The following is a 13,544-nucleotide window of genomic DNA, read 5'->3' on the forward strand; positions in this document are numbered from 1 at the left end:
CCGAATCAGGACAGCGCTCGATGGAGCTCAATCGATATCAGAACGAGGCACGTCAAACTGCCCGATATCCAGACGTGGGCTCCAATCCGATTTACCCCACGCTTGGACTTGCTGGAGAAGCCGGTGAGGTGGCTGACAAGGTCAAGAAGGTGCTGAGGGACAACGGTGGTGCTTTTGATCTTGAAGTGCGCAACGCGATCAAGCTTGAGTTGGGTGACGTGCTTTGGTACGTGGCCCAGCTGTCGAGTGAATTGGGTTTCAGCCTTGAGGAGGTCGCCGAGGCAAATCTCGGGAAGTTGGCGAGCAGAGCGGAGCGGGGCAAGCTCTCAGGAAGTGGAGACAGTCGCTGATCGCTCTCTTCTGCCTTTCTCAATCAGCTGTAGAACGATGGGCTGTTCAGCAGTGCCAGCTGGGCATTGCCGAGGGCCCACTGAAAAACGTTCAGAGCAATAAAGGCCAGGATCGCTGAGAGATCGAGGCCGCCAAGGGGAGGGATGATGCCCCGGAAGGCATTCAAATAAGGATCGGTGATCGAGCTGAGCGTGCTGATCAGTGGATTGCTCTGGTCCACGTTCGGGAACCAGCTGAGGAGCACTCTGATCACAAGCACATAGAAGTAGATCTCCAGTGCGCTGGAGATCACACCAAGGAGATTGACGAGATATCCGATCACTTCGGCCGACATGGTGTTCTGCTCAGAAGTCTCAACTTTATGCAGCTTGCGTTGATTCGGCTTGAAGTGAAGGGGGTTCAACCTCTTCAGGCCCTGTGGTTGGCAGCACCGAGAAGGTGCGATGGAACTTATCCGTGAGGTTGATCCAGTAGGAGCGCCCTTCACTTTGACGTTTGCGTTCGATGAAGTTCTGGGCGAGAAGCTCCTTGATGTGGTCGTAGGCACCAGAGCCACGTAAGTCGACAAGGTCTGATTGGAGGATCCGCTTTTTTAGGGCAATGGTGGCGAGCGTTCGCAGTGCTGCTGTGGAGAGATTCACGGGCAGGAGATCCCGCACCAGTTCACCGAGGCCAGCCCGGAGTTGAAGGCTGTATGTGCCGCTGCCCACCACGATGTCTAACGCTGTATCCCGCTGGGCATAACTCGCTTCCAAGGCCAACATGGCCTGTTCAACCTGTTGTTCAGATGTTTCCGCCAAACGTGCCAGCTCTTGCAGGCTGACTGGGGTGCCTTTGAGGTAAAGAATCGCCTCGAGCCGTGCAGGCAATGAGATTCGCAGCGGCTCTGCCATCACGCTCTGACGATCAACACTTCAAACTATCGCCTGTTCTGACATCAGCCAGGTGTTGACTGCCCAAGGAAGAGACGGTATGCGGGGTTACCTGTTTCCTCCCAGCTCGGATACCCAACATCCCTGAGGAAGTTGTTCCAGTCGTCGAGTTCCGACTGTTTCACCAACACTCCAACCACGATCCGTCCGACATCCGCTCCGTGATTGCGGTAGTGGAAAATGCTGATGGTCCATTCCGGCCGAAGAGCGGTGACAAACGTCATCAGGGCTCCTGGACGCTCCGGGAATTCAAACCGATACAGCAGTTCAAGGCAGCCATCGTCCTGTTTGCACTGGGCTGAGGCGGGCAACCGACCTCCCACCATGTGACGCAGATGCACCTTGGCCAGTTCATCATCACTGAGGTCCTGGCAGGTGAATCCTTGGTCCTGCAGTAATTGGATTAAGGCTCGTCGGTCTTCATGGTTCTGCACTTGAACTCCCATGAAGATCTGAGCCTGAGGTCCGTCACTCATGCGGTAACTGAATTCGGTGAGGCTGCGGCGATCAAGGCACTCGCACAGCGCTCTGAGGCTCCCGGCTCTCTCCGGTATCTGCACAGCAAGCATCGCTTCTCGCTCTTCACCGAGCTCCGCCCGCTCGGCCACGAAACGCAACCGATCAAAGTTCATGTTGGCGCCGCAGGCGACTGCCACCAGCACCTGATTCTTCAAACCACGGCGGGTTACATCGGCTTTGAGGCCAGCGATGGCTAAAGCACCCGCTGGTTCAAGGATCGAGCGGGTGTCTTCAAAAACATCCTTGATCGCTGCACAGATCTCATCGGTTCCCACCGTCACCATCGCGTCGACATAGCGTTGTGCGAGGGCAAAAGTGTTTTCTCCGACCTGGCGTACGGCCACGCCATCGGCGAACAGCCCAACCTGTGGAAGACGGATCCGCTCACCGGTCTCGAGGGAAAGGGTCATGGCGGCAGCGTCATGGGGTTCAACGCCAATCACCTTCACGTCCGGCCAAAGGCTCTTCACGTAAGCGGCGATCCCTCCGATCAAGCCGCCACCACCCACAGCCACATAAATCGCGTGGGGTGGCTGGGGGATTTGGCGCAGAATTTCCATCCCAATCGTGCCTTGGCCTGCAATCACCTCGGGATCATCAAAAGGATGGATGAAACAGAGGCCCTCGTCTTCGCTTCGTCGCTTGGCCTCCGCGTAGGCCTCGTCGTAGGTCTCGCCATGCAGCACCACCTCGGCACCGCGGTTGCGCACAGCCTCCACCTTCACCACTGGAGTGGTGATCGGCATCACAATCAGCGCCTTGCACTGGAGATGCTGGGCGCTCAGTGCCACGCCCTGGGCATGGTTCCCGGCACTGGAGGCGATCACGCCCCGCTCGAGCTCTTCAGCACTGAGCTGGGCCATGCGGTTGTATGCGCCACGCAACTTGAATGAGAAGACGGGTTGGAGGTCTTCGCGCTTGAACCAGATGTCGTTATTGAGTCGGCGGCTCAGGCTGATCGCTTGCTCTAGCGGCGTCTCCCGGGCCACGTCATAGACACGTGCTCGAAGAATGCGAGGCAGGTAGTGATCCATCAGAGCAGTCTGGCTCGCCGCTGCTGCCGGGGGCCCCGTAGATTGCCTAGAACGGTCGGTGGAAGGGCATGCATCTCAGCGAGTTGACCCATCCGAATCAGCTGCACGGTTTGTCTGGGCTGGAGCTGGAGGAGATTGCCGCACAGATCCGCGAACGTCATCTCGAGGTCGTTTCCAACAGTGGTGGACACCTGGGGCCCGGTCTGGGCGTGGTGGAACTCACCCTCGCGCTTTATCAGACCCTTGATCTCGATCACGACAAGGTTGTCTGGGATGTAGGGCACCAGGCCTACCCACACAAATTGATCACCGGTCGCTATGGCGACTTTCATACCTTGCGTCAGCAGAGCGGTGTGGCTGGGTACCTCAAGCGCTCTGAAAGCAACTTCGACCATTTCGGTGCAGGACACGCCAGCACCTCCATCTCCGCAGCGCTGGGGATGGCCATCGCCAGAGACCGTCGGGGTGAGTCCTACAAATGCGTTGCTGTCATTGGTGATGGTGCACTGACTGGAGGCATGGCCCTCGAGGCGATTAACCATGCCGGACACCTCCCGAACACTCCACTTCTGGTGGTTCTCAACGACAACGACATGTCGATCTCCCCTCCTGTCGGGGCCCTGTCGACCTATCTCAATCGCATGCGGCTGAGTCCCCCCATGCAGTTTCTCTCAGGCAGTGTGGAAGAGAGCATGAAGCATCTCCCCTTCATGGGCGGAGAGCTCCCTCCCGAATTGAACCGACTCAAGGAGAGCATGCGCCGTCTGGCTGTGCCGAAGGTCGGTGCGGTGTTTGAGGAGCTGGGCTTCACCTATATGGGGCCGATTGATGGTCATGACATTGCCGAAATGACCCGCACCTTCCAGGCCGCGCATCGCGTTGGAGGCCCGGTGATGGTGCATGTGGTGACCACCAAGGGCAAGGGATATCCCTATGCGGAAGCTGACCAAGTCGGTTACCACGCCCAGTCGGCATTCGACTTGGACACTGGCAAAGCTCGTCCGAGTAAGACCCCAAAACCGCCTAGCTACAGCAAGGTGTTTGGCCAAACTCTCGTCAAGCTCTGCGAACAGGATTCAACCGTGATCGGCATCACTGCCGCCATGGCCACGGGAACGGGTCTTGACATCCTGCAGAAGGCGATCCCTGCTCAATACGTCGATGTTGGGATCGCCGAGCAGCATGCAGTCACCCTTGCTGGTGGAATGGCCTGTCAGGGTCTTAAACCAGTCGTAGCGATCTACAGCACGTTCTTGCAGCGAGCGTTCGATCAGCTGATTCATGACATCGGCATTCAAAAACTGCCGGTCACCTTTGTGCTCGATCGTGCTGGCATTGTTGGAGCTGATGGCCCAACCCACCAGGGCCAGTACGACATCAGTTATTTCCGCGCCATTCCGAATTTCACGGTGATGGCTCCTCGTGATGAGGCCGAATTACAGCGAATGCTGGTCACCTGCCTACAGCATGACGGCCCTGCGGCTTTGCGCATCCCCCGTGGTCCCGGAGAAGGAGTGCCGCTGATGGAAGAAGGCTGGGAACCCCTGCCGATCGGTTGTGGAGAAACGCTCTGCAGTGGCGATGATTTGCTCATCGTTGCCTATGGCTCCATGGTCAGCCGTGCCTTGGCCACAGCTGATTTACTTCGAGCCAGTGGCATCGAAGCCACGGTGGTGAATGCACGCTTCCTGCGGCCTCTGGATGAAGCACTCATTCATCCGTTGGCCCGTCGCATCGGCAAGGTTGTGACGATGGAGGAAGGGGCCTTGTCTGGAGGTTTTGGTGCTGCTCTGCTCGAATCCTTGAGCGATCACGATTTGATGCTGCCTCTTTTCCGTTTGGGCATCCCTGATCAATTGGTGGATCATGCCACTCCCCAACAGAGTTTTGAAGCGCTTGGTCTTACCCCGGAGCAAATGAAGGAACGGATCTGTAAACGGTTTGAATTGGAAGCCAGCAAAACCGGCACCACTCCTGAGACCCCGTCACTTCTTAAGCGCTGACCGGAAAGCTCAGATACAAAAAAAGACCAGCCCTAAGGGCTGATCTTTTCTCATGGGTTTAAGAGGGGCAAAAAGCCCCAAGGTTGCATCTCAGAGAATGCCGCGGGCAGCCAGACCTTGGATTGCACCGATTCCGATGATGTGACCCAGGCTGGTGGTGCCGAGCATGGCTGCATGGCCAAATCCACCGAAGTATTTGGAGCCAGGAAGACCTGCGCCCTCAGAGGGGTGCTTGATAGTCGCCTTGCCGACGCCAATAGCGATGACGTTGCACAGAATCATCACCAGGGCAACCTTCGGCGACCAGGAGAAGGAGGCGGGAGCGATGGCTAGAAGCGGGGAGAACATGCAAACCCTGAAGAGACACCGTATTTTCCGCTTTCAGGCAGCACTCTTCGCAGTCTCGTAAGAGTTATTCACCCGCGCCTTGTGAGCCGTGTTGGTTGAGACGCTGCATCAAGCCGGCAACGATCAGCGCATTGCTCAGGGTCAGGAAGGCCTCCGCTCCGCCGTGGAGAGGATCGACTGCCACCAGTTCTGAATCGAAATAACGCAGAGCAATGATGGCTGCTGCAATCGTGACGGCAACAAACAGGAGGGTCAGACGAAAACCGAGTTGGGTGAAGCGATGCACGCTCTTGCATTGACCGAGCCAATGCAGAAACAGCAGATAGGGCAGCAGTGAGCCTGCGAAGAACAGGCTTGGGTCAACCGTTGCAAGCTGTTCGATCCAGTTGATCATCTTGCGTGCTCCCCCCCGTTCGCATCACTCGCAGGGGGATCCATCCGTTCCCTGCGCAGCAGATTCCACGCCGCCAGTGCCAGGCAAGCATTGCCAAGAGCTGTGCAGCCAGCCTGAAGCACCACTAGTCCGCGCAACTGTTCGCTGTTGTCGAAAAAATGCCAGGTACATGCAGCCATGGCACTCACCAGGGCAGGAGTCATGGCCAAGGCAAGCCAAAACAGGGCCGGTTTGCCCTCCCGTTGTGCCTGACGCTGCAGCAAGGCAATCGCAGCAATCCATTCAAGAACGGAGGCCACATGGATCCACCATGTGCCAAGAGACAAGGCGTGCATTGAAGCCTGTGGTTGATGCGAGCCTAGAACTTGCTAGCGGTCGATAATGCTTAGGTCAGGTCAGGCGGAATGGCAGTGACGCTTAGGACCCAGAGCCCTCAGGTGTTGTTATGCGGCTATTACGGCGAGCACAACCTTGGGGATGATGCACTGCTTGCTGTCTTGCTCGATCAGATCCCTTCCCCATGGATGTCACGGGTCACAGCCCACGAGAGCGAGGCAGTTCAAGGGCTGCATCACGGCAACGGGGTTCGTGCCGTGCAGAGGAGATCGCTGAAGGCCACGGCTCAGGCTCTGATCCATTCAGATGCTTTGGTGCTTGGAGGAGGAAGTCTTCTTCAGGACAGCACCAGTTTCAAGAGCCTGATCTATTACATCTGCTTACTGGCATTGGCCAGGCTAAGGAGAATTCCCGTCATTCTCTGGGGTCAGGGGCTTGGCCCCCTGAATCGTTGGACCAGTCGCCTTTTGGTCCGACTGATCCTGCCGGGGGTCAGAGCCATCGGTTGGCGTGACCCCGCGTCAAAGCGGCTTGCTGACCAATGGCATGTCTCGGTGCCAACCCTTGTTGCGGCTGACCCTGTCTGGAGTTTTCCTGGCGTGGTTTGGGATGGTCAGCACTGCGCCGACGCAGAGCGAAGCGGCATCGTTCTCTGCTGGCGGCCAACGCATCAGCTCAATCTGCATGAGTGGGCCCGTCTGATTGAGGTTGTGAATCAACTTGCAGAAGACCAAAGCTTGCCTGTCACATGGCTTGCGTTCCACAAGCATCAAGATCATCCCCTGCCAGGTTGGCTCGAAACGCAGGGTTTGATGCCAGACACTCTCGCCCGTCGTTCGCGCTATCAGCTAGCTGAATCGCTGGATGAGGTCTTAAAGCTGTTCTCGCGCTCTCAACTCGTCCTACCGATGCGTTTACACGCATTGATTTTGTCTCAGTTGGCAGGGGCCCCCTGTGCTGCTCTGAGTTATGACCCCAAGGTCGCTGAGGCAGCTGCCATGGCCAAGCTCGATTGCGTCGATTTAGACCATCTCCCTTCGTTTGAAGAGCTGAAGAGACGTTGGTCCGATCAATTGATGCGTCCTGTCGATGCCCACACGATCGATTGCATCAAAGAGGATGCTGGCCGTCATGGCGCAATGCTGCAGCGGGAGCTCACACGAATCATGAGCAGCCACTAGGCCTAGGCCGCAAGTCTCTTGCCGCTTCTGGCGTTGAAGCGATGCTCCTGTTCCGGTGCCCAACTCACCTGGATCGATTCTGGAACAGTCTGGTCCGATCCCACAAGCATTCGCAGTGGCCCCAGATGGGACTTCAGCTGCCAGATTTGGCTGGCTCCGAGCCATTCTCTGTGCAGCAGCTCACAGGCAATTCCTCCAGCCTGAAGTTTCAGGGCTTCAGGTCGAATGGCCTTGATGACACCCTGCTCAGGTGGCAAAACATTGATTTGGGGCCGACCGATGAATTCGGCTACGTACAACGAAGCGGGATGCTTGTACAACTCGATGGGGTTCGCAACCTGCTCAATCTGGCCATCCCTCAACACCGCAATTCGGTCAGCGATTGCCATCGCCTCATGCTGATCGTGGGTGACATAGACCACAGGTTTTTGATCTCGCAGCACCAGTCTGCGTAGTTCTGGTCTGAGCTCTTCTCTCAATTGTGCATCGAGATTGCTCATTGGTTCATCGAGCAGATACACCATTGGGTCCCGAAGTAGAGCTCTTGCCAGGGCAACTCTTTGGCGCTGTCCACCAGAAAGTTGGGCTGGTTTCTGGCTGGCCCGCTCTTCAAGTTGCACTAGTTGCAGAATCTGGCGAACGCGTTGTTGCCGTTCTGAAGGTGCAACTCCGCGCACTTTCAGACCCAGTTCGAGATTGGCAGCCACACTGAGGTGAGGAAAGAGGGCATAGCTTTGAAACACCATGCCTACTTTGCGATCGACCGCTGCTGTGGAGGTGACATCAATGCCGTCGATAGAGATGGATCCCTCGTCGGCTTGATCTAAGCCAGCAATGATTCGGAGCGTCGTACTTTTTCCGCAGCCGCTAGCACCCACAAGTGCCAGACATTCACCATTCTGAATCTCTAGATCCAAATGGCGAAGAATCCACCGATCGTCAATACGACGTCCAAGATTATTGAGCTTAAGACTCATCCCTTTACCGCTCCACTCGTGAGACCGGAGACGATCGATTTCTGGAAGATTAGTACCAATGCAATCAATGGAATTGAACCGAGAACTGTGGCAGCTGCGTAGGCACCATAGGGAACTGAATAGATTGAAGATCCAGCGATGCGAGCCATGGCTACTGGAAGGGTCAGCAGGCTGGAATCGCTCAGCCAAGTCAATGCAATCGGATATTCATTCCAGGCGAATAAAAATACGAGGATTGCGGTGCTAGCAGTGGCTGGAGCGATGAGAGGAATCAGGACCCAACGCAATCGAGACCAGAGGCCTAATCCTTCCAGACGTGCTGCATCTTCTAGATCGATCGGGAGGTCTCGGAATGCGGCTGAGAGCAGCAGAATGGCCAAGGGTTGAGACAACGCTGCATATGGAATTGTTAGGGCCAGAAGGTGATTACCCAGATGGAGGCTCCGAGCCACTTCCAGCAGGGCAAGAAAAAGCAACACATAGGGGAACAGGGCTGCAACGATCAGCATGGTTTGCACCACCTTCGTGATCGTGCCCCTGGACCGTGTAATCGCATAGGCAGCGGGTGTTGCGATGCAAAGAGTGAGAATGGTGCTGCCTGCTCCGACAATCAGGCTGTTGATGAGATACCTCCAGAATGGGGGATTGCCGGTAAGGACATCTTTGTAATGGTTCAGCGTCCAGCGGTGATCAATATTGGCGAAGGGGGTGATCAGAGCTTCGTTTGTGCTGAAAGAGGTATAAAGCTGCCAAAGCAATGGGCCGAGTGACCAGCTGAGCAACAACACAATCAGCAATCGTCGAGTCGGAGTCTTCACAGTCAGACTCTCCCGGTACGGTGTTGAAGACGAATCAGAAAGGACCAACTGATCAGGCAGAGCAGTAGTAGCAAGATGAAACTACCGATCATCACTGTGGCGCTATAGCCGAAATCAAGGAAGCGCATGGCATTGATGTAAGCGTAGAGCGCCAGGCTTTCAGTGCTGCTGGCAGGTCCACCTCCAGTCATGACCTGCACGAGATCAAAGACACCAAAGGCCTGAGCGAGTCGAAACAGGAGAGCAAGGGCGATGTAGGGCTTCAGCAGAGGCAGGGTGATGCGCAGGAAACAGGTTCGCTGGGATGCACCTTCAAGACGCAGCGCCTCGTACAGATCCGTTGGGATGGTTTGAAGGCCGGCTAGGAGAATTAAGGCGGCGAAGGGGGTGGTTTTCCAGACATCGGCCAACACCGTTGCCATCCATGTGATCGCTGGATTGGACAGGATATTGAGAGGAGCGACCCCCAAGAGAGACGCCGTTTGATTCAGTGGTCCGTAGGGGGTGTTGAAGATCCAGCGCCAGCCCAGCGCCATCACTGTGGTGGGCAGAGCCCATGGAATGAGCGTCAGTGCTCGGGCCGCACCACGGCCTCTCCAGCGCTGATCGAGTAACAGGGCAATGGCAAGTGCCAGAAGCACTTCAAGGCTGACCGACACGACGGTGAAACGCAGTGTCTGGCCTGCATCCTGCCAAAAACGTTGATCGCTGACTAAACGAATCCAATTGGCCCCCTGATTCGGAATTGGTACTAATCCGGTGAGCACCGAGTTGGCGTGAGCACTGAGCCACACGTAGTGCAGCATCGGTGCCACAAACACCAGTGCCAGCAGGATGGCGGCTGGCACAAGAAGCAGCAGCATCAACGCCGATCTCCTGCAGAACGCATGATCACAGTGCTGGTCTTTGTGGCATTTTTCATTCCCTGTTCTGCACTGACTTCGCCAGTCAGAACGCCACTCAGTTCCCTCTGGAGAACATCACTCAATTGAGCATAGAGAGGGGTTTCAGGTCTGGCTTTTGTGTGTTCTAGAGCCTCCGCAAGCTTTGGCAGGGTTGGATTCACCTTGATCAGCTCCTGATCGTGAAAGAGCGACACGAGTACGGGTGTGTAGCCATGAGAGAGAAAGAGTTGCTTTTGAGCTTGTTCTGAAGTGAGGAAGCGAATGGCCTCTGCCGTGGCATCTTGATGGGAACTGGTCTCCAACAACGCAAGACCCCAACTTCCGAGCGTTGCTGTTGAGGAGGATCCTTCCTTGGCCACCATGGTGGTGATGCCTACCTTCCCCTTCACGTCACTGTCGGGCTTCTGCAACTCTGCCCAGGCATAGGGCCAATTTCGCATCAAGGCTGAATCCCCTACTTTGAAACTTTGTAGTGCTTCCGGTTCGGCGTAATTGGTAACTGCTTGGGGGCTAATGCCAGAACTGATCAGATGGCGTAGCCAGGTTGCTGCTTCAACTCCATTGCGTTTGTCGAGACCAAAGGCAGCGTTTTTCGGGTCCATCCAGTACCCACCGAAGCCGTCGATGATTTCCAGGAAAACACAGCTGAGGCCTTCATATTGACGCCCTTGCCACACGTATCCCCAAGGAACCTTTTGATCGGCTTGAAGCTTCACGCTGATCGCTTCGAGTTGCTCGGGTGTTTCGGGTGGCTGATCCATTAGATCAGTCCGCCAGTAAAGCAGGCCCATGCTTGCCACAAAGGGCCAGCGGTACAGAGTGCCCTCGTAGGTATTCCCCTCGCGAGCACCAGTGGCAAGCGTCTCCACATCCGATGCGTCGAACCAGGGATCGAGAGATTGAAGCCATCCTGCAGCTGCATATTTCGGCAACCAGGTCACATCCATCAAAAGCGCATCGAAGGGTGTATCTCCTAGAAGCAGGCTGCTGATGGCCAAATCAGAAATCGCTTCTGTTTCAAACGGTCCGCGAATCACATCAAGGTGAATGTTGCCTTTGTGCAAGCGGTTGAATTGCTCGACCAATGGCCTGGTTGCATCGGCGAACGGAGCCGGCATCAGGATGTTGATGCGTTCAATCTGCCGAAACGGTGCTGATACAAGTCCGATCGGGAGTATGAGTAGCGCCAGCAGTGCAGCCAGAAGACGTGGACGCAGCGCAACAACCCTCTTCAGTGGATTCATCGAGGTGATAACTCGAGGCTTCCCATTTGTTCTTCAGCCCAGTCTTGAACCGTAAAGGCTTCTACCGCGGCAGTCATCGTTCGCATCCGCCGCTTTTGCTCATTTTCAGGCATCTCCAAGGCTAATTCAATCGCATCGTCCATCCGTCTGTGCGAATAGGGATTGGTCAAAACAGCACCGTCAAGAACAACCGAGGCACCTGTAAATTCAGACAAGACCAACACGCCTCCTTGATTCTTTCGTGCGGCGGCATATTCCTTAGCCACGAGATTTAAACCATCTCGCAAAGGCGTAATCCAGCAAATATCAGATTGAGTAAACCAAGCCACCATCTCTTCATAGGGAATGCGACGAGTCGAAAAACGAATTGGAACCCAGTCAATGAGGCTAAAACGGCCATTAATACGTCCTGCCATTTCCTCAATTGAACGCTGTGTGTCTTCGTAAATTTTCATGCCGCTGGCTGCAGAGACACAGGCAAGCATTAATACCACTTTGCCATGAAGATCCTTGCGCCGTTCGAGAAGTCGCTCAAAGGCCAGAAGTAGTTCCTCATTGCCTTTGGTGTAGTCCACCCTGCTGGCGGAAAGGATCAGCTTCCTACCCTTTCTAGTGTCTTCTTCAATATGAACACCAAGATTTTTGATCTCCTGATCAGCGACAAGGGCTTGAATAACATCCGGAGACGTTCCTACTGGTGAAGACACAAGCTGGATCGTTCGCCCCTCATAAGTAAGCCAAGGCGTTTCTGATGGCTCTGTGAGGGCCGTGCCGGTACTGAGAAAACGAGGGTTTACAGCACGTTTTGGGCCCTTCTTGGCACCAAGTAGGCAGTTTGCCGCGCGTGCAAAGTTTTCTGTGTAACGGGGAATATGGAAGCCGACTAAATCACAACAGAGAAGGCTTTCGAGGATCTGATGACGCCAAGGCAGAATTGCAAAGACATCGTTCCCCGGGAATGGGGTGTGATGAAAAAAGGCAATCTTTAGATCGGGACGTTCAGCTCTGATGTAACCAGGAGCCAGCCAAAGATTATAGTCATGGATCCAAACCGTGGCACCCTCTGCGGCTTCTTTGCATGCCGCCTCTGCAAAGCGACGGTTGACGTCTTCGAAAATCCCCCAGTCGGCATTGTTAACTTCGAAGTGGGTGGGGAAAGTATGGAGAATGGGCCAGAATGATTCCTTTGATGTGACGTGATAGAAGCTAGAAATCTGATATTGCTCGAGTGGAATACGCCTCAATGTAAAGGGAGAAGGATTCTCCATCGAGATTCTTTCGTCAACGCTGGTACTAACCTCGTCTACCTGACGCCATGCAATCCAGGTACCATCATGATGATTACGGAATAGATTTCTTAGAGTTGGGATGATACCGTTTGGACTTTTTTGATCTCCCCAACTTCGATTTCCATTGTCATCAATGACCTCATCAAAAGGGGTTCGATGGTAGAGAAGAATAAAAGAACTCTTTCCTTCGTCGTTCAGCATGAAAGCCCTCTAAGTGCCATGTGCCTTGGCAGGCATCTGGTTGACTGCCATTTTCCCACATGCTCCACGACGCAATGGTGCCAACCACCAACCACTGTGTTCTTAGGCGTTCTTAGGCCAATGCGTTGTCCTTGAAGGTTGTGAGGGTTTCGAGCACCTCTTTGGCATGCCCTATTGGCCGAACCCCTGTCCAAGTTTGGCGAATCGTCCCCGTTGGATCGATTAAAAACGTGTGACGCAGCGAATACGGTGCCATCCATGAGCCATAGGCTTTGCTCACCCGGCCGTCCATGTCGGACAGCAGCAAGAAATCAAGCTCTTCCGAACTGCAGAAGGAGGCATGGTCGTCGACGCCATCAGCGCTGATGCCCACAATTGACGCTCCAGACTGCTCAAACTGATCGTTCAATTGCTGAAAACCGTGGGCTTCAATGGTGCAGCCCGACGTGAAATCGCGTGGGTAGAAATACAACACGATCCATCGACCCCGAAACTGATCAAGGCTCCAGATGTCTTGATCCTGTTGGCCTCGCACCGTTCCTGGCAGTGAAAAATCAGGAGCCTGCTGGTCAATGGACGGTAAAGGCCCCCCTAATGCTTTTGTAGGCCTTGGGGCCAACAGAAAAGCCCCGAACGCAGCGAGCCGACGGATGAATTGACGTCGGTTCATGCTGGTTTCGGGGCTGAAGAGATGGCTGCTGCCAGTGGCTTGGAACTCAGAGCTTGCTCAGGTCCACACCGAGAGAACGAGCATAGGCACCCAGGCCTTTCTTTTGAATGGTCTTGAGGGCTCGTGTGGTCACACGAAGCTTCACCCAGCGATTGCCTTCTGCCCACCACAGCCGCCTCTGTTGCAGATTGGCTTGCTGGAGTTTCTTCGTACGGATATGTGAATGGCTCACGGCCATGCCGTTGTTAGCCCGAGTACCGGTGAGCTGACACACCCGTGACATGATGAACTTCCTGTAGAGCAGTGGCACTAAGCCAAGGGCTGATCCTACCAAAGAGGGAC

At 55.1% G+C, this 13,544-nt stretch carries 16 protein-coding genes; 3 read left to right on the top strand and 13 right to left on the bottom strand.

Annotated elements, in window-relative coordinates; all coding sequences use genetic code 11:
• Window positions 1-20: 20 nt before the first annotated feature.
• Window positions 21-350, top strand: coding sequence for a nucleoside triphosphate pyrophosphohydrolase family protein (locus DXY10_RS00830; RefSeq protein ID WP_115015338.1), 330 nt, complete (start codon window positions 21-23; stop codon window positions 348-350).
• Between the two features lie 23 nt (window positions 351-373).
• Here the strand turns inward: DXY10_RS00830 and DXY10_RS00835 are convergent, their stop codons facing one another.
• The 3 genes from DXY10_RS00835 to ilvA are packed head-to-tail and all read right to left on the bottom strand — an operon-like array spanning window position 374 to window position 2,836.
• Complete coding sequence (locus DXY10_RS00835; RefSeq protein ID WP_115014995.1) at window positions 374-685, bottom strand: YggT family protein; 312 nt, start codon at window positions 683-685, stop codon at window positions 374-376.
• A 25-nt stretch (window positions 686-710) separates the two neighbouring features.
• Window positions 711-1,244 (bottom strand): SMC-Scp complex subunit ScpB, encoded by a 534-nt coding sequence (scpB, locus tag DXY10_RS00840; protein ID WP_115014998.1) that lies wholly within the window; start codon window positions 1,242-1,244, stop codon window positions 711-713.
• Between the two features lie 44 nt (window positions 1,245-1,288).
• Window positions 1,289-2,836 carry a threonine ammonia-lyase, biosynthetic gene (gene ilvA / locus DXY10_RS00845; protein ID WP_115015000.1) on the bottom strand — a complete coding sequence of 516 codons (1,548 nt, stop codon included), beginning with the start codon at window positions 2,834-2,836 and terminating at the stop codon, window positions 1,289-1,291.
• A 68-nt stretch (window positions 2,837-2,904) separates the two neighbouring features.
• On the opposite strand from ilvA, the gene dxs reads away from it, so the two are divergent.
• Complete coding sequence (gene dxs / locus DXY10_RS00850) at window positions 2,905-4,839, top strand: 1-deoxy-D-xylulose-5-phosphate synthase (protein ID WP_115015003.1); 1,935 nt, start codon at window positions 2,905-2,907, stop codon at window positions 4,837-4,839.
• A gap of 90 nt (window positions 4,840-4,929) precedes the next feature.
• Here the strand turns inward: dxs and psaK are convergent, their stop codons facing one another.
• The 3 genes from psaK to DXY10_RS00865 all read right to left on the bottom strand — a co-directional run bounded on the left by psaK (window position 4,930) and on the right by DXY10_RS00865 (window position 5,916).
• Window positions 4,930-5,187, bottom strand: coding sequence for a photosystem I reaction center subunit PsaK (gene psaK / locus DXY10_RS00855; protein WP_115015005.1), 258 nt, complete (start codon window positions 5,185-5,187; stop codon window positions 4,930-4,932).
• Window positions 5,188-5,251: 64 nt separating this feature from the next.
• Entirely contained in the window at window positions 5,252-5,581 is a 330-nt protein-coding gene (locus tag DXY10_RS00860; protein WP_115015007.1) for a DUF3593 domain-containing protein, read from the bottom strand.
• A complete protein-coding gene (locus DXY10_RS00865; RefSeq protein WP_115015009.1) occupies window positions 5,578-5,916 on the bottom strand; it encodes a DUF2499 domain-containing protein in 339 nt (112 codons plus the stop codon). The genes DXY10_RS00860 and DXY10_RS00865 overlap by 4 nt, the downstream gene beginning before the upstream one ends.
• Window positions 5,917-5,985: 69 nt before the next feature.
• Here DXY10_RS00865 and csaB point away from each other — a divergent pair, with 69 nt between their 5' ends.
• Window positions 5,986-7,098 carry a polysaccharide pyruvyl transferase CsaB gene (gene csaB, locus DXY10_RS00870; protein WP_115015011.1) on the top strand — a complete coding sequence of 371 codons (1,113 nt, stop codon included), beginning with the start codon at window positions 5,986-5,988 and terminating at the stop codon, window positions 7,096-7,098.
• 2 nt (window positions 7,099-7,100) lie between these two features.
• On the opposite strand, the gene DXY10_RS00875 is transcribed toward csaB, so the two are convergent.
• The 7 genes from DXY10_RS00875 to rpmB all read right to left on the bottom strand — a co-directional run bounded on the left by DXY10_RS00875 (window position 7,101) and on the right by rpmB (window position 13,485).
• On the bottom strand, window positions 7,101-8,075 hold the full coding sequence (locus tag DXY10_RS00875) for an ABC transporter ATP-binding protein (protein ID WP_115015013.1): 975 nt from the start codon (window positions 8,073-8,075) through the stop codon (window positions 7,101-7,103).
• Window positions 8,072-8,893 (bottom strand): carbohydrate ABC transporter permease, encoded by an 822-nt coding sequence (locus tag DXY10_RS00880; protein ID WP_115015015.1) that lies wholly within the window; start codon window positions 8,891-8,893, stop codon window positions 8,072-8,074. Before DXY10_RS00880 ends, DXY10_RS00875 begins: the two co-directional genes overlap by 4 nt.
• Before the next feature lie 2 nt (window positions 8,894-8,895).
• Window positions 8,896-9,759 carry a carbohydrate ABC transporter permease gene (locus tag DXY10_RS00885; protein ID WP_115015017.1) on the bottom strand — a complete coding sequence of 288 codons (864 nt, stop codon included), beginning with the start codon at window positions 9,757-9,759 and terminating at the stop codon, window positions 8,896-8,898.
• Complete coding sequence (locus DXY10_RS00890) at window positions 9,756-11,042, bottom strand: ABC transporter substrate-binding protein (RefSeq protein WP_115015019.1); 1,287 nt, start codon at window positions 11,040-11,042, stop codon at window positions 9,756-9,758. Before DXY10_RS00890 ends, DXY10_RS00885 begins: the two co-directional genes overlap by 4 nt.
• Entirely contained in the window at window positions 11,039-12,532 is a 1,494-nt protein-coding gene (ggpS, locus tag DXY10_RS00895) for a glucosylglycerol-phosphate synthase (protein ID WP_115015021.1), read from the bottom strand. The genes DXY10_RS00890 and ggpS overlap by 4 nt, the downstream gene beginning before the upstream one ends.
• Window positions 12,533-12,644: 112 nt before the next feature.
• Window positions 12,645-13,202 (bottom strand): peroxiredoxin, encoded by a 558-nt coding sequence (locus tag DXY10_RS00900; protein WP_115015023.1) that lies wholly within the window; start codon window positions 13,200-13,202, stop codon window positions 12,645-12,647.
• 46 nt (window positions 13,203-13,248) lie between these two features.
• Window positions 13,249-13,485 (bottom strand): 50S ribosomal protein L28, encoded by a 237-nt coding sequence (gene rpmB / locus DXY10_RS00905; RefSeq protein ID WP_115015341.1) that lies wholly within the window; start codon window positions 13,483-13,485, stop codon window positions 13,249-13,251.
• Window positions 13,486-13,544 lie beyond the last annotated feature (59 nt).

The organism is Synechococcus sp. UW140, assembly GCF_900474295.1.
GTDB lineage: Bacteria > Cyanobacteriota > Cyanobacteriia > PCC-6307 > Cyanobiaceae > Synechococcus_C.